General features: G+C 64.5%; 18 protein-coding genes and 4 pseudogenes. 16 read left to right on the forward strand and 6 right to left on the reverse strand.

All coding sequences use genetic code 11. From position 1 onward, the window contains the following. Nucleotides 1–51 precede the first annotated feature (51 nt). A complete protein-coding gene (locus tag CKW46_RS13795) occupies nt 52–1,224 on the reverse strand; it encodes a cytochrome P450 (RefSeq protein ID WP_240274898.1) in 1,173 nt (390 codons plus the stop codon). A 161-nt stretch (nt 1,225–1,385) separates the two neighbouring features. Continuing rightward, a pseudogene (locus CKW46_RS13800) lies at nt 1,386–1,949 on the reverse strand (hypothetical protein). On the opposite strand from CKW46_RS13800, the gene CKW46_RS13805 reads away from it, so the two are divergent. The 5 genes and pseudogenes from CKW46_RS13805 to CKW46_RS13825 all read left to right on the forward strand — a co-directional run bounded on the left by CKW46_RS13805 (nt 1,858) and on the right by CKW46_RS13825 (nt 6,169). Then, nucleotides 1,858–2,043, forward strand: a complete 186-nt coding sequence (locus CKW46_RS13805) for a hypothetical protein (protein ID WP_020787521.1) — start codon at nt 1,858–1,860, stop codon at nt 2,041–2,043. The pseudogene CKW46_RS13800 and the gene CKW46_RS13805 sit on opposite strands and share 92 nt — an antisense overlap. Before the next feature lie 198 nt (nt 2,044–2,241). After that, a complete protein-coding gene (locus CKW46_RS13810; RefSeq protein ID WP_012394355.1) occupies nt 2,242–3,135 on the forward strand; it encodes an SDR family NAD(P)-dependent oxidoreductase in 894 nt (297 codons plus the stop codon). A gap of 326 nt (nt 3,136–3,461) precedes the next feature. Then, nucleotides 3,462–4,856, forward strand: coding sequence for a WS/DGAT/MGAT family O-acyltransferase (locus CKW46_RS13815; RefSeq protein WP_117435282.1), 1,395 nt, complete (start codon nt 3,462–3,464; stop codon nt 4,854–4,856). A 145-nt stretch (nt 4,857–5,001) separates the two neighbouring features. Then, complete coding sequence (locus CKW46_RS13820) at nt 5,002–5,787, forward strand: heavy metal-binding domain-containing protein (RefSeq protein ID WP_012394357.1); 786 nt, start codon at nt 5,002–5,004, stop codon at nt 5,785–5,787. Next, a pseudogene (locus tag CKW46_RS13825) lies at nt 5,787–6,169 on the forward strand (DUF5073 family protein). The gene CKW46_RS13820 and the pseudogene CKW46_RS13825 overlap by 1 nt, the downstream one beginning before the upstream one ends. A gap of 39 nt (nt 6,170–6,208) precedes the next feature. Here CKW46_RS13825 and CKW46_RS13830 read toward each other — a convergent pair. Further along, nucleotides 6,209–6,667, reverse strand: a complete 459-nt coding sequence (locus tag CKW46_RS13830; RefSeq protein ID WP_012394359.1) for a hypothetical protein — start codon at nt 6,665–6,667, stop codon at nt 6,209–6,211. Nucleotides 6,668–6,965: 298 nt separating this feature from the next. On the opposite strand from CKW46_RS13830, the gene CKW46_RS13835 reads away from it, so the two are divergent. Further along, nucleotides 6,966–7,595 (forward strand): TetR/AcrR family transcriptional regulator, encoded by a 630-nt coding sequence (locus tag CKW46_RS13835; RefSeq protein WP_012394360.1) that lies wholly within the window; start codon nt 6,966–6,968, stop codon nt 7,593–7,595. 113 nt (nt 7,596–7,708) lie between these two features. On the opposite strand, the gene CKW46_RS13840 is transcribed toward CKW46_RS13835, so the two are convergent. Beyond that, nucleotides 7,709–8,314 carry a TetR/AcrR family transcriptional regulator gene (locus CKW46_RS13840; protein ID WP_049785231.1) on the reverse strand — a complete coding sequence of 202 codons (606 nt, stop codon included), beginning with the start codon at nt 8,312–8,314 and terminating at the stop codon, nt 7,709–7,711. Nucleotides 8,315–8,575: 261 nt separating this feature from the next. Here CKW46_RS13840 and CKW46_RS13845 point away from each other — a divergent pair, with 261 nt between their 5' ends. Continuing rightward, entirely contained in the window at nt 8,576–9,121 is a 546-nt protein-coding gene (locus CKW46_RS13845; protein ID WP_036450869.1) for an SAM-dependent methyltransferase, read from the forward strand. Between the two features lie 66 nt (nt 9,122–9,187). On the opposite strand, the gene CKW46_RS13850 is transcribed toward CKW46_RS13845, so the two are convergent. After that, entirely contained in the window at nt 9,188–9,562 is a 375-nt protein-coding gene (locus CKW46_RS13850) for a thioredoxin family protein (protein WP_015355447.1), read from the reverse strand. Nucleotides 9,563–9,697: 135 nt separating this feature from the next. Here CKW46_RS13850 and CKW46_RS13855 point away from each other — a divergent pair, with 135 nt between their 5' ends. The 7 genes from CKW46_RS13855 (at nt 9,698) to CKW46_RS13885 (ending at nt 16,732) form a co-directional block, all read left to right on the forward strand. Next, nucleotides 9,698–9,967 (forward strand): metal-sensitive transcriptional regulator, encoded by a 270-nt coding sequence (locus CKW46_RS13855; protein ID WP_011740966.1) that lies wholly within the window; start codon nt 9,698–9,700, stop codon nt 9,965–9,967. A gap of 33 nt (nt 9,968–10,000) precedes the next feature. Further along, entirely contained in the window at nt 10,001–10,426 is a 426-nt protein-coding gene (locus tag CKW46_RS13860; RefSeq protein ID WP_117435285.1) for a DUF302 domain-containing protein, read from the forward strand. A 54-nt stretch (nt 10,427–10,480) separates the two neighbouring features. Next, nucleotides 10,481–10,843: a carboxymuconolactone decarboxylase family protein gene (locus tag CKW46_RS13865; protein WP_015355449.1), complete on the forward strand. Its 363-nt coding sequence runs from the start codon at nt 10,481–10,483 to the stop codon at nt 10,841–10,843. Between the two features lie 196 nt (nt 10,844–11,039). Next, nucleotides 11,040–12,776 carry a PE family protein gene (locus CKW46_RS13870; RefSeq protein WP_482053274.1) on the forward strand — a complete coding sequence of 579 codons (1,737 nt, stop codon included), beginning with the start codon at nt 11,040–11,042 and terminating at the stop codon, nt 12,774–12,776. 158 nt (nt 12,777–12,934) lie between these two features. Then, nucleotides 12,935–14,176, forward strand: a complete 1,242-nt coding sequence (locus CKW46_RS13875; RefSeq protein ID WP_117435288.1) for an amino acid deaminase/aldolase — start codon at nt 12,935–12,937, stop codon at nt 14,174–14,176. Nucleotides 14,177–14,243: 67 nt separating this feature from the next. Further along, the gene (locus CKW46_RS13880; RefSeq protein WP_482053275.1) at nt 14,244–15,449 is read left to right on the forward strand and encodes a M28 family metallopeptidase; all 1,206 of its coding nucleotides are present in this window, start codon (nt 14,244–14,246) and stop codon (nt 15,447–15,449) included. Further along, on the forward strand, nt 15,446–16,732 hold the full coding sequence (locus CKW46_RS13885) for a D-arabinono-1,4-lactone oxidase (protein WP_012394368.1): 1,287 nt from the start codon (nt 15,446–15,448) through the stop codon (nt 16,730–16,732). Before CKW46_RS13880 ends, CKW46_RS13885 begins: the two co-directional genes overlap by 4 nt. A gap of 259 nt (nt 16,733–16,991) precedes the next feature. Here CKW46_RS13885 and CKW46_RS13890 read toward each other — a convergent pair. Next, nucleotides 16,992–18,195: pseudogene (locus tag CKW46_RS13890) on the reverse strand (ISAs1-like element IS2404/ISMul1 family transposase). Nucleotides 18,196–18,340: 145 nt separating this feature from the next. Here CKW46_RS13890 and CKW46_RS13895 point away from each other — a divergent pair. Continuing rightward, a pseudogene (locus tag CKW46_RS13895) lies at nt 18,341–19,582 on the forward strand (wax ester/triacylglycerol synthase domain-containing protein); the annotation flags it as partial. Nucleotides 19,583–20,427: 845 nt separating this feature from the next. Next, nucleotides 20,428–21,714 (forward strand): PPE family protein, encoded by a 1,287-nt coding sequence (locus tag CKW46_RS13900; RefSeq protein WP_015355453.1) that lies wholly within the window; start codon nt 20,428–20,430, stop codon nt 21,712–21,714. The last annotated feature ends 73 nt before the right edge of the window (nt 21,715–21,787 follow it).

Consider the following 21,787-nt stretch of genomic DNA (forward strand, 5'->3'; position numbering starts at 1 on the left):
GATGCTCTCCTTCTTCGACACCACCCGCTGGGTCGACATCGGCGGATTCAGCTATGAGGTGAACTGCAGCGGCAGCGTCGACAGGCCGAGAGTTGCCGATGGCCAATCGATCTCGGGCGTGTACCCGCACGTCAATTCAAACTGGGGTATCCGGCGCAGCCATTCACTTATCACCAGGCTCAGCTCCATCCGCGCCAGGTGCGAGCCCAAACAGCGGTGGGTGCCGCCACCGAAGCCCCAGTGCTTGTGCACCTTGCCGTCCATGACGACATCATTGACCGAGGTGGCGTCGCTGCCATCGCGATTGATCGCACCCAGGCACAACCACACCCTCGAACCCGCTGGGATCTTCGCGCCGGCGATGTTGACTTCTCGGGTCGTGACGCGCGGAACAACCGGCGCGGGAGGTTCGAGTCGGACGATCTCATCAACGAAAACTGCTATTTGACCGTGGTTTTCGCGAAGTAGCTGGCGCAATTGCGGGCGCCGAGCCAGCTCGAGCAGCGCTGCCCCGATCGCGGAGGTCACGGTGTCCAGGCCGGCAAGGACGAAGACGTAACTGAGCCCGAGTGCCTCGCTGTCATCGAGTGGGTCATCGCCGAGGAGCACCTGAGACAGAATGTCGGTACCCGGATGCCGGCGGTGGGCGGCAATGGCGTCGACAAGGTAGCTCGTGAGCTCGAGTGCGGGAGTCAGGTCAGCGTCGTCCAGGCTGGCGAGCAGGCCCAGGGCGATGATGGCGTCTTTCCAGCGGATCAAGCGGTCCCGGTCTGCCAGCGAAAGGCCGAACAACGTCAGGAACACCTGTGATGGATACGGGATCGCCAGCTCCGTGATCACCTCGCACTGGCTTCCGGCGGTGATTGCGTCGATGATCTCGATCGCCTGCGCTTGCAGTGACGGCAGCATGGCGGCCAGTGCATGTGGACTGAAGAACGGTTGCAGGACTTTCCGGAATCGAGTGTGCTCGGGTGGATCGAACGCAAGTGGTACCAGCGGCAATGGACTGCCCAATATGTCGAAGGCACGCTTGGACGAGAAGACCTCGGGATGGCGCAGCGCATCGAGCACATCGTCGCGTCTGGTCAGGTAATAGAAGCCATCGCCGATCACCACCGGGCCGGCGTCGCGCAAGGTCGCCCATCCGCGTCCCCGGTCGGTAGCCATCGGCAGCTCCGCGTAGACAAAGTGAGGGATGTCCCGTTCGTCGCGCGGTGCGCTCATAGGGATATCTTCACCCCGGGATGGCCGCCTTGATAGTGCAATTCACGATTTTCGGGCCGACGCCGAAAGCGCGCCATCGGGAGCGGGGGAGCACGGCGGCGGTGTTGGTGGGCGCGCTCGTTGGTCCGTGTCCGCCCCGCGCTGAGCGGTATTGGGACCGCTCAGCCGGTGAGGCCCTTCTTGATCGCCGCATCTTGCTTGCGGCCCACGTCGGTGACGAACTCGGGTGGCGCCGGGATTTCGGCCGGCCCATCGAATTCCAGCTCGGCCAACGCCCGACCTTGGGTGAACAGCAGCACCGTCCCCCCCTTTGTCCCGTCCGGTGAGAGCCCGGTGATTGCGATCCCGCCAACGCCAACGCCGACGTCGAACGGATCGGGGGTTCCTGTGACGATGCCGTCCAGAGCGTTCTTGCGCTGATCGAGCGCACTGGTCGCGGCGGCAGGATCCGGCAGGACCCAGATGGTGTCATTGATGACGTGGCTACGGTCGTCGTTGCTGAAGCTCGTGGAGACGCCGGGTCGCCCATCCGGGTTTCGCACGGGCGGGCTAGCGGTGAATGCCTAGGGCGCGTCGATCTCTGAAGCCTGGATCAGCAGCCGGGCATAATCGGCCGGATCCGTCGGCGCGGCGGTGGCCGCCGAACTTGCGCTGCTCGCATTCGAGGGGCTCGACTGGCTCGACGATGACGGCGATGACTCCGTATTGCTGCTACAGCCGACCAGCGCGGCTGCGGCCAGCGTCACCGTCGCAGTCAAGGTGGCGGCCAACGTGCAGGTGTTCTTCAAGGCAAGCTCCGTTCGCCAGGCTCAGGTGTGAGACGACGGCAGCGTGCCGCGCCGGTCCCAAGCTAGCCCGGGCAAGGCGCTTCCGTCGGGCTCTTAGTATTCCTGCTACGTGGCCGAGAACCGTCGTTGCCGGTTCAGCGCGAGTCACGACGCGAAGCAGGCGACCCCTCGAGTCGTCATCTCGAGGATGGACAGCCCGGCGCTGGACTGAGCGGATTGCGGGGAACCGATGACCGACCGAGACCTCCTGGCCGGACGGGGCGTTGTCGTGGTCGGCGGCAGCCGCGGCATCGGACGCGCCGTCGCCGAACTGCTGGCCCGACTCGGTGCCGGCGTGGTGATCAGTGGACGCGAGCCGGACGCGGTACGTGACGCAACCGAGGCGGTTATCTCCGCGGGCGGTCGCGCCGCCGGCATCGCCGGCGCGGCGGACCACGAAGACACGGCAAATGCACTGGTCGATCGGTGCATGACCAGCTTCGGACGACTAGACGCCTTGATCAACTGTGCGGGCATCGCCGAGCCGCCCGGCTCCTCGATCCTCAACATCAGTCCGGCTCAATTCGATGGTCTGCTTCGAGCCCATCTGGGCACCGTATTCCACACCTGCCGGGTCGCCGCGCCGGTGCTGGCCGCTCAGGGACACGGATCGATCATCAACACGGGTTCGGTTGCGTTCCTCGGCGACTACGGGGGCAGCGGATATCCCGCGGGCAAAGCGGCCGTCAACGGGCTGACCCTGGCAATATCGGCAGAACTGAAAGCGCGCGGTGTACGTGCCAACGTCATCTGCCCCGGGGCGCGTACGCGGCTGTCCAGCGGCCCGGACTATGAAGCGCATATCAACGAACTCCATCGCCGTGGACTGCTCGACGAGATGACTAGGCAGGCCTCCCTCGATGCGCCGCCGGCTGATTTCGTCGCGCCGCTGTATGCTTATTTGGCCAGCGATCTGGCCAGCGGGATCACGGGTCAGATCTTCGTTGCTTCAGGAGGATTCGTTGGCACCTTCGACCGTCCGACGCCACGGGTCCTGGGCTGGCGCGATCATCGGGCCGATCCGCCGTGGCCGGTCGAGGACCTGCACACCATGATCAACGCCCGGCTGCTCGACACGGACTAGCGGGCGTTGTCCGCGCGGGAGCGGCCACCGGCGAAGGTTGCACCCACCGAGCCTCGCCGGTGGTTTCGGCCAAAGACCCAAAGACGATGTTTATTACGCGCTCAGTGTGGGAAAGACCAATGAGCGGGCATGAGCGGGATGGGTGGGCGCCACCGCAAGATCGTCATGTCGTGCTCACCAAACGGGGCGCGCAGTGTGGCGCGCACCGATACGAGATCAACTCCAAATGTCTTGTACGGGAGCGTAGTTGCACGCTTCCCAGCGTCTGCGCGTACGAGCATTTCCGGGGCGGAAGATGTGAATCACTCTAGTCGGGCGGGGCGGCCATGGAACGATTGAGCGGACTTGATGCGTTTTTCCTTTATCTGGAGACTCCAGCGCAACCAATGAACGTGTGTTGCGTGCTGGAGCTGGACACTTCGACCATGCCGGGCGGCTACCGGTACAAGCGGTTTCATGCCGCCCTGGCCAGACACCTACAAGCGGTGCCGGAGTTTCGGATGAAGCTCGCCGATACCCAGCTCAACCTCGATCACCTGGTATGGGTGGACGACGAAGGCTTTCAGCTGCGCCGCCATGTACACAGGGTCGGGCTGCCAGCGCCCGGAGGCCGTCGCGAACTAGCCGAGATGTGTGGCCATATCGCGGGACTTGCGCTGGACCGGGATCGTCCCCTGTGGGAGATGTGGGTGATCGAAGGCGGAGCCCGGAATGACTCGGTGACGGTGATGCTCAAGGTTCACCACGCGGTAGTCGATGGGGTTGCCGGAGCCAACCTGCTGGCCCACTTGTGCAGCTTTCAGGCCGACGGGCCGGTACCCCTGCCGGCCCGCGGTGCCGGCCCTGGGCATCCGTTGCAGATCGCCACGAGCGGACTGATGGGGTTTGCGCTGCGCCCGCTACGGCTGGCCACGGTGGTGCCGGCAACGATCCGGACGCTGGCTCAGACGGTGCTACGCGCTCGCGAAGGCCGCACCATGGCCGCACCGTTCTCGGCCCCACCGACGCCGTTCAACGGCAACGTCACTCGGCATCGCAACGTCGCGTTCACCCAGCTCGACATGCGCGACGTGAAGCGGGTAAAGCAGCGTTTCGGGGTGACCGTCAACGACGTGGTGGTGGCGCTGTGTGCGGGGGTCTTGCGCCGGTTCCTGCTGGAGCGCGGTGAACTGCCCGATACGCCGCTGGTCGCGACCGTGCCGGTATCGATGCACGAGAAGTCCGACCGGCCCGGACGTAACCAAACCACGTGGATGTTCTGCCGGGTGGCAAGCCAGATTAGCGATCCTGCGGAACGCATTCGTGCCATCGCCAAAGGGAACGCCGCCGCCAAAGATCACACCGCAGCGGTGGGCCCCACCCTCCTGCACGATTGGACTCAGTTCGGCGGCCCGACCATGTTCTCGATCCTGCCTCGCATTCCGATATCCCGCAGTCCCGCCTACAACTTGATCCTGTCGAATGTGCCAGGTCCGCAGAGTCAGTTGTACTTCTTGGGTTGCCGGGTCGACGCGATGTGTCCGCTCGGCCCGATCCTGGGGGGTGCTGGACTCAACATCACCGTCATGTCGCTCAACGGTGAACTGGGCATTGGCCTCATCTCCTGCCCGGACCTGGTCCCTGACCTGTGGGGTCTTGCCGACGGATTCCCGGATGCGTTGAAAGAACTGCTCGAATGTCGCGACGTCCGGTGCGCAGATATCGACCTTGTCGACGTCTGATCGGTCGCCGATTCGATAGCTGATCGGCCTGCATCCGGCCGGTGGCGACAAGCACTCACCGACACCCTCGTCCAAGTCGCAGATAACGCGTCTGCGATGCGCCGCTGCGGCTACGCTGTCCGGGACCGCAGGAGGGTATTTGACCATGCAACCCAACCAGCTCGACCCAGTCGCCAAGGAGCGGCTGTCCCACGCTGCAAAGGTCTTCACCTCTGATTTGTCGATCAACGAGTTCGCCCTCCTGCACGGGGCGGGGTTTGAACCGATCGAACTCGTGATGGGGGTTTCGGTCTACCACGTTGGCTACCAGTTCACCGGCATCAGACAGCAGTCGGAGCTGCCGGTGCTGACCGACGCGACCTATCGCGCCCGCTGGAACGCAATGTCGCGGATGCAGGCCGAAGCCGATGCGTTGGGCGCGGACGGAATTGTCGGGGTCCGACTGGACTGGCGCCATCAGGGTGAAGGACAACATCTCGAATTCATCGCCGTCGGCACCGCTGTCCGCTACACCGCCAAGCCCGGGGCCTTTCGGCGCCCCAACGGACAAGCGTTTACCAGCCACCTGTCCGGCCAGGACCTGACGACCCTGCTGCGTTCGGGATTCGCGCCCGTGGCATTCGTGATGGGCAATTGCGTGTTCCACATTGCGGTCCAAGGATTCTTGAAGACGCTGAGCCAGGTTGGGCGCAACGTCGAGATGCCGCAATGGACTCAGGGCAGCTACCAGGCCCGCGAACTTGCGATGTCTCGGATGCAGGCCGAGGCGGAACGGGACGGCGCCTCCGGAGTCGTGGGTGTGCACTTCGCCATCTCCAACTATGCGTGGGGACATCACACGGTGGAGTTCTATGTGGCCGGAACGGCAGTGCGTCGCAGCGGCGAACCGCAGAGCATCACGCCGTCATTCGTTCTGCCGATGAGTGGTTGATGACCGGGTACGACCAGCAACGGGTCAGCGATGCCGTGGGGGCAGCGTTGGCCGGCCCGGGGGAGTCGGGATGGTGGTCAAGGTCTTTTGCGCAGTTCCGGGGGTCGTTCTCACCCCGGCCCGGCGCGGATTCTTTCGATCGGAACCGGAACGAATCCTGATCGGCGACTGGCGCTACGAGGTCACCTCAGATGGCCGGCTAAGCGCTTCTCATCTGGTCAACGGCATCGTGTTGGCCGAGCAGGTGCTGGCCGCGGGGGCGGTCGGTCCGCACATCGCCCGCGCGCTCGCACAACTGGTCAGCCACTACGGGCCGACGATCCAGCCCGGGATCGACGCGGCGCTCGAGATGCTGGAAACCTTTGGCGGCCGCGGGTACTGAAGGCTCCATCGCGGTGACCGGTGGCGATGCGCCCGCTCGTCAGGCTTGGTCTTGCCCACGTGCCAGCAGCGAGGTTATGGCCCGAAGCACACCGCGTCCCGCGTAGACGGCCGCTACACAGGAAAGCACGATCAGCGCGATGAATGTCGGCAGCCAATTGGCTCGACTATGACTAACGCCCCACCAGACGAAGGTGAAGAGCACCACACACAGCAGGAGCACCAGATCTCGCCAATTGCCCTGGTAGGACGCGGCAGCCTGACGCAGCGCGCGGTTGCGCTGGGATATGTTCACGAGGTCATCGATGCGTGAATCGATCGTGCGCTGCAGATCCGCGCGCCGCTCGGTGGCATCCGGTGGAAGCCGATCCAGCAGGTCCATGTCTTGCTTGATTATTGCCCGGTAGTCGGGGCGCTTGAATTGACCGGCCGAAACGGCAAGCAGTGCGCCACCGAATATGGGCGCCGTGTTCAGCGCAATCTCCGCCAGACCCACCATAGCGACTCCTCATCAGCGTGGTGCTCAACCTCAGCTCGTAGAGGATCTCCGAACTCGGCCGATCGATCAAACCGCGAGCGCAAATAAGCCGGGTTCGTGCTGGTAGTGCCCGGATACGGCTACGCACGGTTTGGTGGGGAATTTCGTCGTAATCATTGGCAAACCGGTGTTCGGCGAATTTCGGGTATCCGTGCGGATCCTGGCACACGAAGGTCGCTGAGCGAATCTGTTGGCTGGATTTCGTGGCTGCTGTGTGGCGCCCGCGTGGCGGCAGAATGCGAGCACTAGCATGCCGGGAATGACAGATCTGGGCGTGCAGGGACGGCGTACAAACCGACGCGGACATGCGACGCGCGAGAGCATGTTGGAGGCGGCGCTACGCTCGCTGGCCTCTGGTGACCCGGGCGCGGCTTCGGCGAATCGCATCGCCAAGGAATGCGGAGCCACGTGGGGCGCGGTGAAGTACCAGTTTGGCGACATCGACGGGTTCTGGGCAGCGGTGCTGCATCGCACGGCCGAGCGGCGTGGGGAGTTGCCGTCGAATGCCGTCTCCGGCGGCCCACTACCGGAGCGAGTCGCCGCCATCATCGACACCTTGTACGAGGGGCTGACGTCCACTCACTCCCGGGCCATCGAGACATTGCGCAGGGCACTGCCCAACAATCGTGACGAACTCGAACGAAACTATCCGCGCACGGCCGCCGAACTGTCGTCGTGGCAGCGCAGCTGGGCCTTGGCCTGCCAGAAGGCATTCGCCGGCTTGGAGGTCGACCCCAATCGGGTACGAGAAGTGGCCGCCTTCATCCCGGGTGCGATGCGTGGGATCACCTCCGAGAAGCAGCTGGGGACATACTCAGACCTCGATGAGGCGCGCCGCGGGCTGACCAACGCCATTGTCGCCTACCTAGAGAACTCCGGCGCCCGCTGAGGTTTTCATTCTCGCCCGCGGAGGCCGGGTTTCGAATGCCCGTCGACGGCACGATCCGCTGCCACATCTGTGATCGGAAGCCACGATCGGATTGCGCTGCGCCCGAGTAATTTTCAGGCAACGGCCGCGCCGAGGATGAGGTTCACCGCCTCGTCAAGTTGTCCGGCTATCTCCTCGTAACTGAGGAATCTCGCGGTCATCAGGGCGCCGGAAAACGTCATCTGCAGGGTCGACTTGACCGAGCGTGGCCAACCCGGTCCCAGCGCGGCGCCGATCCGCCTCGCTACTTCCTCGCCGATCTGCGCGCGCAGCGGTTGCACTGCCGGATCGTCGGCCATCAACGCGGTGCCGCAGGCGGCGGTCAGTTCGGGTTCGTCGGCCACCACCATCGCCATATCCCGCATGGTCGCGCTCACCCGGGTCTTGGTGGTGTCGTTGACATCCGTATGCAGTGGCAGGTCGCGCAGCAGCCGGAGGTAGACCGCCGCCACCAGAGCGCTCTTCGAAGGAAAGTAGGTGTAGGCACTGGCCGGCGACACCCCGGCGCGAGCCGCAACCGCGCGCATCGTCAGGTTGGCGAATGATGTTGCGCGGAGTTCGTCCAATCCGGCTTCAAGCACCTTGCGGATGGTCTGCGCCGGCCGCCGATCCGATCGGCGCCCCGCCGGCACGGGTGCGCCGGTGCCGGCATCGGGTGGATCGGCGTTATCGCTAGACACGAGTCCAGTGTAGGAATACCCGGGCTCGCCCGACAATGTCACCCCGAAACTTGAGCGGATCGGCTATTCAGGCTATTGCCAAGTGATTAATTGGACGTGCCGGTCCTGATCCGTGGCGACAGGGGCGTCAACGCCCAGTCCATAAGTAGACATATGTCCAGAACTGCGGAGCGGGCGGACCGCCTGAGCATTCGTTACCCGGGGTGTTCGGCCACCGCTCAGGTTCACCGGTGTTGTCGCGGTCGTCGTATGGTGGCGCGTGTGGCCGAGTCCGACCGCCGTCGCTGGGACCGGCGCTACGCGAGCCTAGGGCCCGCAGCGGTGAGCGCGGTGCGTCCGCCGGCCCTGCTACAGGCTCACCTGAAGTTGGTTCCCGCCGCGGGCAGGGCTCTCGATCTGGGGTGTGGACAAGGGCTCGGGGCGGTCTGGTTGGCCCGCCGGGGTCTGGATGTCTTGGGGCTCGACATTTCCCCTGTGGCAATCGCCCAGGCGCGAGACTTGGCTGAGCGCAGTGGGGTTAGCGCGCGATGCCGCTTCGACGTTGTCGACCTCGACGACGGCCTGCCGGATGGACCGCCTGTCGACCTGATCGTGTGTCACAACTTTCGTGACCGCCGCCTCGACGCGGCCATTATCGAGCGTCTGGCCCCGGGCGGGCTGGTCGCCCTGGTCGCTTTGAGCGAGGTTGGCGCCGCTGCGGGGACTTACCGGGCCGCCCCCGGTGAGTTGTCCACCGCGTTTGCCGAACTCGACCCGATCGCCGCGGGTGAAGGTGACGGGCGGGCTTGGCTGCTGGCGCGCGCGTAACGCGTGCCGACCGGCAAGCCCGCGACCGCCCCGGGCGTACATGGTCTATGGTCGCGGCCGAATCGGCTACCCCGCCGTGGCGGCTTTGCGGGCGGCGATCGTGGCGTGCACCTTGTCCATGTCCAGTGACTTCATCTGGCCGATCAGGTCTTCGAGGACGGCCGAGGGCATGGCACCGGGCTGGTTATAGACCAGCACGCCGTCCCGAAACGCCATTACCGTCGGAATTGAGCGCACGCCCGCCGCGGCCGCCAGCGCTGGCTCCGCTTGTGTATCAACCTTGGCGTGTACGACGTCGGGGTGAGTCTGCGCCGATCGTTCATAGGTTGGCGCGAAAGCGTGGCAGGGGCGGCAGTAGGAGGCCCAAAAGTCAACCAGAACAAGAGAATTATCGGTGACGGTCGACTCGAAGGTGTCGTGGTTGAGGCTGACGGTAGGCATTGTGTGTCCTTTCTTTCGGGGATACCCACTCGGACAACTGATACCCATAGGGGTATATTCCCTGTATCGAGCCACTGGCTGTTTTATACCCCCCGGGGTACTATGGCGGTAACGCTCAACGAGAGAGGACTCATCGTGATTGGTGATCAGGACAGCATGGCTGCCGTGCTGAACAGGTTGCGCCGTGCCCAGGGGCAGCTTGCCGGAGTGATCTCAATGATCGAACAGGGCCGCGACTGCAAAGACGTGGTTACCCAGCTTGCCGCGGTATCACGCGCCCTGGACCGCGCCGGGTTCAAGATCGTCGCGACCGGGCTGCGGGAATGCGCGCTGGGCGCCACGGCCGACGGCGCACCGCCACTGACTGAAGCCGAATTGGAAAAGCTGTTTCTGGCGCTGGCCTGAACAGCGTTAACGAAGGATAGGGAGGCACTGGTAATGAATCTTGCGTTGTCGACCACGCTGCACATGAGCTTTGACGAGGCAGTCAAACTCACCCGCGGGGCGCTGGCCGGGCAAGGCTTTGGCGTTCTGACCGAGATCAATGTGAAGGAAACGCTGAAAGCCAAACTTGGCGAAGACATGGAGGACTACCTGATCCTCGGCGCCTGCAACCCACCCCTGGCCCACCGCGCTATCGGGGTCAATCGTCAGATCGGCACGCTGTTGCCGTGCAACGTCGTGGTGCGGGCCGACCCCGAGCGGGACGGAACCATCATCATCGAGGCGATGAATCCCCAGATGATGGCGGACGTGACCGGCGAACCGATGCTGGTGCCGATCGCCGAAGAGGTTTCGGGCAAGCTGAAGGCGTTCATCGGCGAATTGGAGAATTCCAGCGTCGCCAATCCGTCGCAAGTGTGACCGTCGATCCGAGTCCACCCATTCCGCCTAACACCCAAGGGGGGTAATACAGCTATGTCAGACCAGCACCATCACGAGGTTCTCGAGGAATTGCGGCCCCAACACCGGGCGCTACGTCAGCAGATCCCGGAGGTCTACAAGGGATTCGCGGCGCTCAGTGGTGCCGCCTTCGGCGACGGCTCCCTCAGCCGCAAGGTCAAGGAGCTCATGGCGATGGCGATCGGTGTAGTGGAAGGGTGTGACGGCTGCATTGCCTCCCACGCCCAGGCTGCCGCACGCGCCGGGGCCACTCCGGAGGAAGCCGCTGAGGCGATCGGCGTCACCATCTTGATGCACGGCGGACCGGCCACGATTTACGGCGCGCGGGCCTACACCGCGTTTTGCGAATTCGCGGAGGCCCAAACCAACGCCACCTGATGGTCTCAGCTGCTGCGCAGCGTTCCCGGAAGCGTCGGAAGTGCGGCCGGCTGAAACGTTCCGGCGCCATCGAGCGAAACGCTTGATAGGTCACCCGCAAATGCGGGGTGTGCTGACTTGATAGCGATACCCTTGCCGAGGGTTCGATGGCGACCGGGCGGCTGCCGGGTCTGTGTGACGTGGTGGGAGGTCACTGATGTCGTATCTCATCGCAGCGCCAGAGATGGTGGCTGCGGCGGCTACCGATCTGGCGAGCGTTGGCTCATCGATAAGCGCGGCCAATGCCGCCGCCGCTGCCCCAACGATGTCGGTGCGCGCCGCTGGCGCTGACGAGGTATCGGCTGTGGTCGCGGCGTTGTTCGACGCACATGCCCAGGCCTATCAGTCCCTGAGTGCGCAGGCCGCGCTGTTTCATGAGCAGTTTGTGCAGGCGCTCAATGCGGGAGCGGGTTCCTACGCTCTGGCCGAGGCGGCCAGCGTCTCACCCCTGCAGGACGCGCTGAACTTGATCAATGCACCGACCCAGGCGCTGTTCGGCCGGGCGCTGATCGGCAATGGCGCCGACGGGGCGCCGGGAACCGGGCAAAGCGGTGGTAATGGCGGGTTTCTGTACGGCAACGGCGGCAACGGCGGGTCCGGCGCCAACAATCAGGGTGGGGGCAACGGCGGGAGTGCCGGGCTCTGGGGCAACGGCGGTGCCGGCGGAGCCGGGGGAGACTCCACCGTCGCGGGTGTCAACGGATTCAACGGGGGGGCCGGCGGCAGCGGCGGGCTGCTGTGGGGCAACGGCGGTGCCGGCGGGGTGGCGCCGCCCACCGGCGTCGGGCAGACCATTCTGTCGGCGGGCGGCGTTGGCGGGACCGGGGGTGCCGGCGGCGGTGGTGCGGCTCTGATCGGCTTCGGTGGTGCCGGTGGCACCGGTGGGCTCAGCGACACGACGACCGAGACCATCGGCGGATATGGCGGCATGGGCGGGCTCGGTGGTCAGAGCGGGGTCCTGTTCGGCACGCCCGGTGCGGGTGGGGCCGGTGGCGCCGGAGGTGCCGGCGTCGGGACGTTCGCGAGCCCCGGTGGACATGGCGGCTCCGGCGGCGATGCCGGCGCAATTGGTTTGTTCAGCAACGGAGCGGCCGGCGGCGACGGCGGTATCGGGGGCGATGGCGCCAGCGGTGGCAATGACGGGGGCAACGGCGGGGTGGGTGGCCTCGGTGGCGTAGGCGGCCCGGGAGGCTGGATCTTCGGCACGGGCGGGGCCGGCGGTAACGGTGGCCTCGGTGGTTCCGGAGGCACGGGCGTCGTCACCAACGGTTTTGCCGGCTCAGGGGGCTTTGGTGGGGCCGGCGGTGACGCTCAGTTCCTTGGTTTCGGCGGCACCGGCGGCAGCGGTGGTGGTATCGGTGCCGGTGAAACCGCAGCGGTGCCGTTGACAACCCAGCCGGTGGGCGGGACTGGCGGCAATGGTGGGCGAGCCGGGCTGTTCTTCGGGGTCGGCGGTACCGGGGGCAACGGTGGGGCCACCAGCACCAACGGGGCGCTGTATGCCACCGGCGGCAACGGCGGTGGCGGCGGCCTGATCTTCGGTACCGGCGGTACCGGCGGAAACGGTGGCGCGGGCGGGGGCACCAGCGTCGGCGCGGGCGGCCAGGGTGGCGCGGCCTCGGCGTTCTTCGGCAATGGCGGAGCCGGCGGCGATGGCGGCGCGGGCGGCCAGGGAGCGGGCGGTGCCGGCGGCTCGGGTGCGCTGTTCTTCGGCAACGGCGGTGCCGGGGGCAACGGTGCGCCAGGGGGCACGGGCGTCGGTGGTACCGGCGGCAGTGCGGTGCTCATCGGCAACGGGGGCGACGGCGGCGACGGTACCGGAGGCGCGGCCGGTGGCGCCGGCGGTAGCGGCGGTTTCATCTTCGGCCAGAACGGGTCGAACGGACTTCCCTAGCGCGCACGGACGCCGCCGGCAGCAATTCAAGGGAAATTTGCACATGGCTGCGCAAATTCGCAGGCGATCCGCACACAATGTGGCATATCCGGTGATCCCTGGGCGCAACATGGCCGATCCTCTGTCCCTGCGTGGGCCACGTTCAGTAGGGTGGCGGCGTGCACGAGGTGGGTCGCGAGCAACGCTCGGACGAGATGGCCAGGCTAGATGAGCAGAATCGGTTGCAGCGGTACGAGGAAGCGTTTGCCGACCAAGATGCGCCGTTTGCGTTCGTCGACCTCGACGCGATGTGGAGCAATGCCGGCCAAATGCTTTCGCGCGCGGGCGACAAGCCCATCAGGGCAGCGTCCAAGTCATTGCGATGCAGGCCGCTGCAGCGCGAAATCCTGGACTCGAACCCACGATTCGAAGGTCTGATGACCTTCACGCTGGCCGAGACCCTCTGGCTGGCCGGACAGGGCTTCGACAACCTGTTGCTTGCCTATCCGACAACCGATCGCACCGGGCTGCGTGAGCTGGGCGAGCTAACCGCCGAAAACCCCGCGCGGGCGCCGATCGTCATGGTCGATAGCGTCGAACACCTCGACCTGATCGACCGAGCAACCGACAGGCCGGTTCGGCTGTGCCTGGACCTCGACGCCGGCTATTGGCGAGCGGGAGGACGGGTCAAGGTCGGCCCGAAGCGCTCCCCGTTGCACACCCCCGAACAAGCACGCGAGCTTGCGCTGGAGATCGCCCGGCGGCCACGGCTGCGACTGGTCGCACTCATGTCCTACGAAGGCCACATCGCCGGGTTCGGGGACCAGGTGGCAGGCAAATTCGCCCAAAACGCGATCGTGCGCTGGATGCAGCGCGAATCCTTCGCAGAGCTGCGCGAACGCCGCGCTCGCGCCGTTGAACTGGTCAGCGAGGTCGCTGAACTCGAGATCGTCAATGCCGGCGGCACCGGAGACCTTCAACTGGTCGCCCACGAGTCCGCGGTCACCGAAGCGACCGCCGGCTCCGGGTTCTACGCGCCGACATTGTTTGACTCCTACTCGGCGTTCTCCCTGCAGCCAGCGGCGATGTTTGCGTTGCCGATATGCCGCCGACCCGGAGCCAAGACCGTCACCGCGCTCGGCGGCGGCTACCTGGCCAGCGGAGTCGGAGCAAAAGACCGGATGCCCAGCCCCTATCTGCCCAGCGGGTTGAAGCTCGACCCGATGGAGGGCACCGGCGAGGTGCAGACACCGCTGTCGGGCCGCGCGGCGCGACGGCTCAAGGTTGGCGACAAGGTCTACTTCCGCCACACCAAGGCCGGCGAACTCTGTGAGCGATTCGATCGCTTGTATCTGGTTCGTGGCGCGCAGGTCGTCGACGTCGTCCCGACCTACCGGGGTGAGGGACGCACATTTCTCTAAAGAGCCAATAGCCTTCGGCGGCGGAAAAGGCTTGCCTCGCTTACGAATTGCGCGATAAGGAGCTGCAATGAGTCCGATCACGGTACTGCCTACCGAGCTTGCCACGATGCGCACGATCATCGAGACGCTGGCACCGATCGAGCGAGCGGCCGGTGACCCGGGTGAGCACGAGGCGGCACTGCGCATCGTGGACTGGCTTGATGCGGCTGGGGCCCAACATGCACGGATCGAAGAGGAGCAGTTCTACGACGGCTATCCGCAGCTACACGCCAGATTGTCGGCGGTTGGGGTCGGCGCGGCCGCCGCCGGGCTGATCAGTCGGCGGCTGCGCGGCATTGCCGCGCTGGCTGGCGTGGGAGCCGGACTGGCGATCGCCGATGACTGCTCGAACGGGGTGCGCATCGCACGCAAGTCGCTCCAACAGCGGCGAACGACTTGGAATGTTGTGGCCGAGGCCGGAGACCTAGACGGGCAGGAGACGGTTGTGGTGTGCGCCCACCATGACGCCGCCCACAGCGGAAAGTTCTTTGAGCCGGGCTATCAACGCTTCTTTGTCGAGCGGTTCCCGGGGATCGTCGAGCGCATCGACACCTCGCTACCGAACTGGTGGCCGTCAATCTTGGCGCCGATCGTCGCCGGTGTCGGTGCTTGGCGCGGTAGCCGGAAAACGATGATCGCGGGCGCAGCCATGAGCGCGATCGGAGTAGCGGCGTTCACCGACATCGCTCGCAGTCCAATCGTGCCCGGGGCCAACGACAACCTCTCGGCCGTCGCGTTGCTTGTTGCCCTCGCCGAGCGGCTACGCGAGCGACCGGTGCCGGGCGTGCGGGTGCTACTGGTGTCGCTGGGCGCCGAAGAACAACTGCAGGGTGGCGTTTACGGATTTGTCGCCCGCCACAAGCCCGAACTGGACCGGGATCACACGTATTTCCCCAATTTCGACACCATCGGCTCGCCCGAACTCATCATGCTCGAAGGTGAAGGCACCACGGTTATGGAGGATTACTACCACCGGCCATTCCGTGACCTGGTGGCGCGTGCCGCCGACCGGGCCGAGGCGCCGCTGCGGCGCGGCATGCGCTCTCGCAACAGCACCGACGCCGTGATCATGAGCCGGGCGGGTTACCCGACGGCGTGCTTCTCGTCGATCGACCGCCACAAAGCGCTGTCGAATTACCATCAGATGTCCGATACGCCGGACAACGTCAATTATGAGACGGTGGCACACGCGGTCACCGTGGCCGAGTCGGTAGTGAGGGAGTTGGCGCGGTGAAAACTGTGTGGAGAAATTGGGCCGGCGAGCAGTACTGTGCGCCGTCGGAGATTGTCCGGCCAGCTTCGGAAGCCGAATTGGCAGAGCTTGTCGCAAAAGCCGGCCAGCGCGGCGAGCGAGTGCGCGCGGTCGGCAGCGGGCACTCGTTCACCGACTGCGCATGCACTGACGGCGTGATGGTCGACATGGCCGGGATGCAGCGGATCGTCAACGTGGATCCCGAGGCCGGTCTGGCCACTGTCGAGGGCGGGGCCAAACTGCGTCCACTCTTTTCGCAGCTCGCAGAGCACGGTCTGGCGCTGGAAAACCAGGGCGACATCGACAAGCAGTCCATCACCGGTGCGACCGCGACCGCGACGCATGGGACCGGAGCCCGCTTTGCCAACGTGTCAGCGCAAATCGTTGCGCTACGACTGGTCACCGCCAGCGGTGAGGTGCTAGAGTTATCCGAGGGTGATGACTATCTGGCAGCACGGGTGTCTATCGGCGCTCTCGGGGTGATTTCGCAGCTCACGCTCAAGGTAGTGCCGCTGTTCACGTTGCATCGTGACGACGAGCTCAAGCCCCTCGCTGAAACGCTCGAGCGGCTCGATGAGCATGTCGACAACAACGACCACTTCGAGTTTTTCGTGTTTCCCTATGCCGAGACGGCGCTGACACGGACCACGCGCCGCAGCGAAGAGCCCCCCATGCCCGTACCCGAGTGGAGGCGTCGGGTGGGGGACCAATTCGAAAACGTTGGATTAGGCCTTGTCTGCCGGACCGGTCGGCAGTTCCCCAGCACAGCACCGAAACTGAATCGTCTGTTGACGAGTTTGATGTCGCCCTCGAGCGTGCAAGATCGTGGTTGGAAGGTCTACCCGAGTCCGCGCAACGTCAAATTCACCGAGATGGAGTACGCGATTCCGCGTGAGAATGCGCGGGAGGCGGTTCGCCGCGTCATCGAGGTCGTGCGCCGTCGCGACTTGCCGATCATGTACCCCCTCGAGGTCCGCTTCAGCGCTCCCGACGATGCGTTTCTGTCCACCGCCTACGAGCGGGACACCTGCTACATCGCGGTGCATCAGTACACCGGGATGGAATTCGAGACCTACTTCCGGGCGGTCGAAGCGATCATGGATGAGTACGGCGGCCGGCCACACTGGGGCAAGCGTCACTATCAACGGGCTGCCAGCCTGCGGGAGCGCTATCCGGCCTGGGACCGCTTCACCGCGGTCCGCGACCGGCTGGATCCCAACCGCGTCTTTCTCAATGACTACACCCGGCGGGTGCTGGGCGCCTGACCCGGGGGTCGACTAACGGCCCCAATTCATGGGGACCAAAGTCATTGGCGGCCAACACGCTAGTGACCCCGGTCACGGACTGGCGTACGTTTTGTGCGTGGAGTCAACATGACCGAATTCATGCGCAAAAGCGACGCGTTTACCTGGTCGATGGAAAGCGATCCGCGCCTTCGATCCACCGTCGTCACGGTCTTGTTGCTGGATCGATCTCCGGATTGGGATGAGGTTCGCCAGCGGTTCAGGGCTCCGGCGTTGTTGATTAGCAGGCTTGTGAGCTGGGGAATTGTGGATTGAGGAGGTCTAGGCGGCGGTTGGCGGTCAAAGCGGTGATCCGGCAGGCTTCGGTGATGTTGTCGGCGCCGTTGAGGCGGTGCAGATTGATCGCGGTGTTGCGTAGCGTTGCTAGGACCTGTGCGCCGTTTCCGGTATGTGCCCTTTGATGGTCTTCGTCGAAGGTGACGTCGCGTATCCAGTGCAGGCTGTTCTCGATTCCCCAGTGTTGACGCATCCAGGTCATGATCGCGGTAGGGTGGGCGTGCTCGAACGGCAGGCTGTAGATGGTATAGACCACCTCCACGCTGCGCTGGTCGGTGGCGGTGATCAAGCGTTCACGAGTGATCCGGATGATTTGTTTTGCGTAGGGGAAGCCGATTCCTCGTGCAGCGGTGATGATTTGCAGGGTGCGGGTCTCGACACGGCCGTGGCCGCGGGAGTCGTCGGTAGCGGCTGCGGGCACCTCGGCCCAGGGCAGCGCGGTGATACGCGCAAGTATTTTGGCTTGGTTGGACTTGACGATCATCAGGTAGTGCGACTTCAAGGTGGCGCAGATCAACTTCGCGGTGACGACCTGGGTATGCATCGCATCCACGGTGACCAGCCACCGCAAGCTACCCGGCAGCAGCGTGAGCAGGGCACGTACGCAGGGAATTTCATTGCTTTTCTCGGCGACAGCGAGTTGACCGAGCACCAATCGGGCACGGTGGGCGAACACCGACACGAGATGCGTGGCTGTCGCTTTGGCGCGTAAAGGCACCACGCAGCATCTTGCCGTCCAACGCGATCGGCACCAATCCACTGGGGTCGCTGCTGGCCACGTGTGCAGTGAAGTAACTGCCCATCCTGGCGTTGAGGTCGGAGGGGTCTAGCCGAGACAAAACATCGCGGAAGGTCTTCTCACTGGGCCGCCGGAACCGGACCCCTAATTAGGCCAACACATCATCGGGAGCGGTGGCCGCCCATGTGGCAAAACCAGCATAGCCGCGCATCCCCGCGGCAGTGGCCAGAACCGCGATCGCCAACAAAGCCATCAGCGAATACCTCCGACCGCGTGGGTCCCTCGGGTCTGGCACCGAGGCCAACACATCGAGAAACTCCGATCCGATGAGCTCGCTGCGCTCACCAGGACTCCAGCGGTCGAACACCTCTGGAACCGACGACACAGGCAATACTGAAACGGTAGGCACGGGCAACTCCAGACCAACGACGAACAGTAACCAACTCGATCGTTCTCCAGATAGCCCGTGCCTACACTCCGGCCCCAATAGCGCGGCACCAAAGATCATCAACCCAGCTCACAAGCCTGCTAATCAACAACGCCGGAGCCCTGGCCAGCGGTTCGACCTGATCAGCCGTGAGATGCCGATGTTTCGGCAGCGGGTGGTGGAATCCCCGCCACCCGCTCCGCCTCGATGGGAGCCGGACGCCGACTTCGAGTTGGACTACCACATGCGGCGGGTGACGGTGTCCGGAGCCGGGACGTTCGAGGATGTGCTCGAGATGGCCCGGTTGGCCGAGATGCAAGACTTCGACCGGGCCAGGGCGCTGTGGGAGACGACGCTGATCGAGGGCCTCCAAGATGGTGGTGCCGCCGTGATCTGCAAGTTCCACCACGCGCTCACCGATGGTGTCGGTGGCGTCCAGATCGCCATGCACCTGTTTGACCTGTCCGCAGAGGTGGGTGCACACCCGTCGCTGCCGGCGGTTGCGGAACTGCCCCGGCATTCGTGGCTCGACGGGTACCGCGACTCCTGGCGCTACGGCGTGTCCATGCTGGCCAGAGCGTTAACCGGAGCGATCAAGGGGGGTCCGCTGTTGCTGTACAACAGCCTGCGGCGGCCCGTAGTGACAGCGCGATCGGCCGCAGCCAACGCCGCCTCGGTTTACCGAACCGTTCGGCCACTGAACCACACCGGTTCTCCGCTGATCAAGGAACGCAGTTTGATCCGGCACCTCGGCGTCCTCGAGGTGCCTCGGCTGCAGTTGCGCGAGGCCGCCCACCGATGCGGGGGTGCACTCAACGAGGCATTCGTGGCCGGAGTGGCCGGTGGACTACGCCTTTATCATGAGAAACACGGTGTCGGCGTTGGTGACCTACACCTGACGATGCCGATCAGTCTGCGAACCGATGACGATGGTATGGGCGGCAACCGTATCACCATCATGCGCTTCGATATTCCGGTCGGCGAAGCCGACCCGGCACAGCGAATCAAGGCCATACACGAGCGGGTCAGCGCGGTGCGACAGGAAAAGTCGCTGCCGCATACGCAAGCCATCGCCGGCTTTTTGAACCTGATGCCGCGGTGGTACATAGGTTCGGTTCTGCGGCATGTTGATTTTCTGACCAGCGATGTGCCCGGGGTGCCCGGGCCGGTGTTTCTGGGCGGTGCCGCAGTGCGCACCCAATACGCATTTGGTCCAACGATCGGTGCGGCGGTCAACGTCACCCTGCTGTCCTACGTGGATAGCTGCACGCTCGGCATCAATGTCGATACTGGGGCAATCCCCGACTACGACGTGTTCTATAGCGCTCTGGTCGCTGGCTTTGACGAAGTCTTAGCGCTGGCGGTCTGATTCGCCGCAAGAAGTCGGATCCGGGACCACCCGAGGGTGGCATCTGTGTGTTTCGCGACTCCGGGCGGGAAGCACAAGATCCCGCGGCGGCAACCTGACCGAGCGGCTTCGGTTGTAACGCTTGCCGCGCCGGCATCGCTGAACTGTGCCGCCTGCCAAGAATGAAGACGGGTAAGGCAACCACGACCATGATCCGGTGATGACCGGCAACACTGCGATCGGCCGGGCTATCCAGCCATCGGCGATGCCGCGTGGACCCCGGTCAAATAACCCGGTGTGCAGTGCGTGATTTCCACACCGGGGACTGGGTCTTTGATGCCATGGTCGCGATTCACGTTGACTCCCGCGGCAGGTTCAGTGTCAATCCTGTTGACAGAAAATGGTTTTGGCTAGACTCACATGGAATTAATGTGCGCTAGCCAGCCCCGAGGTTCCATGACCATGAGAAATGGTCAGAAGGCGTCCTCATTGGAAGTCCCAGTGCCGCCGAAGTACTGACGAGCCCCCATACGCTCACTACCGTATGCCGCACATTCCGGTCGCGATGACGCGTTCACGGGAGTTGCTAGGACGGAACGCGGTTGATCGATACCTCGATTGGTGGTGGGTATTGGCGGTCACCCCGCAGCCTCTATCGGGGCAGGGCGAGGTCGAAAGGGGCTTATGGTCGTGACGCGATTAACTTCCGAGGGTTCGGCAACGGCCAGCAAGACGATGCTTCCGGTATCAAATCTGGCGAATTGGCAAAGCGGGGCGGGGTTTTCCAGTCGAACCCTGGCCGGGCTCGGGGACGCCGGTGGCGATATCGCGACAGCGGCTTCGCGTGCAACTTCAAGAGGTCTGTAATGACGGCGTCCGTATGGATAGCCTGGCCGCCGGAGGTACTTTCGAGTGCATTGTGGAGTGGCTCGGGCCCTGGTCCGCTGTTCACCGCCGCCGCGGCGTGGGGTTCGCTGGGGGCTGAATACGCCACGGCGGCAGAGGAGTTGGCTGCAGAACTGGCGGGGATGCAGGTCGGGGCGTGGCAGGGCCCTGGTGCCGAGAGTTGCATGGCCGCATATCTGCCCTACCTGCAGTGGTTAGCTCAGAACAGCACTGTCTGCGGTGAATCGGCGGCCCAGCTCGAAATCGTGGCAACGGCATATATCAGTGCGTTAGCGGCGATGCCGACCCTGACCGAGCTGGCGGCCAACCACACCACTCACGCGGTGTTGTTGGGGACGAACTTCTTCGGTATCAACACTATTCCAATTGCCCTCAATGAGGCCGACTACGTCCGCATGTGGGTGCAGGCCGCCACCACGATGGGCGTCTATGACGCGATCTCGGCTGTGGCGCTGGGCTCAGCGCCACACAACTCGCCCGCGCCAGTGATCCTCAAAGATCGTGAAATGGGACCGGCCGGTAGTGCGGGGAGCACCGCGGCCCTGGGCGGCGCCGAGGTCATCGGCAGCATCTGGTCGTGGATCGTCGGGATGCTTGTATGGGTCTGGCAGGGGATTCTCGAAGTGGCCTATTTGGGCATAACGGTCGCATTTTTGTTTTGGGAGTTCTTCATACCTCTGCTGTTGTCATTGCTGCAGGGTCTCCTTGGGCTAATTGGAGGGCTACTTTCAGCTATCGGCGGGTTCCTTGCCGACTGGGTTCCGTTTCTCTTGGGGGCCGTTGTGGCGTTGTTGTGGAACTATCCGCTGGCGACGTTGCTATTGGTGCTGGGTTCAAGTGCTCTCGTCCCACTTGGCCTCGGTGCCGCGGCCGCGATTACCTTGCCAGTCGCGTTGCCGCTTGGCATTGGCGGCTACGTCAACTATCGGGAGCAGTCGGCGCCCGATTTCTCCGGCGCCGAATCCGATACCGGCACTGATCGGATCACGTCCCACCCCCTCGATTCGGATTCCGCGACCACTGATGACTCGGTCGACGCGAACCCCGTCGAGATGATGGCACCGAGGCACATACCTGCGGAGGTGGCGCAGCCGTCTCGCGAAGTGGCTACGGTGGCGGGCTTTGCCGATACTGCTGGCTCCCCAGCGACGGCTTCGGCTAGGGGTTGGTCGACGTCAACTGCTTCAGGTATCCCGATGGTCCCGTCAACGTGGGCCACGAGTGCCGTCGGGGCCGGCCAGCAATGATCTCCCCGGATGAGGTCCTTCAGGTGCGGTATGGCTGACTACCAGTCCAGCTTCGGTGGCGAGCAAGCCGACA

It is taken from the genome of Mycobacterium liflandii, assembly GCF_022354805.1.
GTDB classification, from domain to species: Bacteria; Actinomycetota; Actinomycetes; order Mycobacteriales; family Mycobacteriaceae; genus Mycobacterium; species Mycobacterium marinum.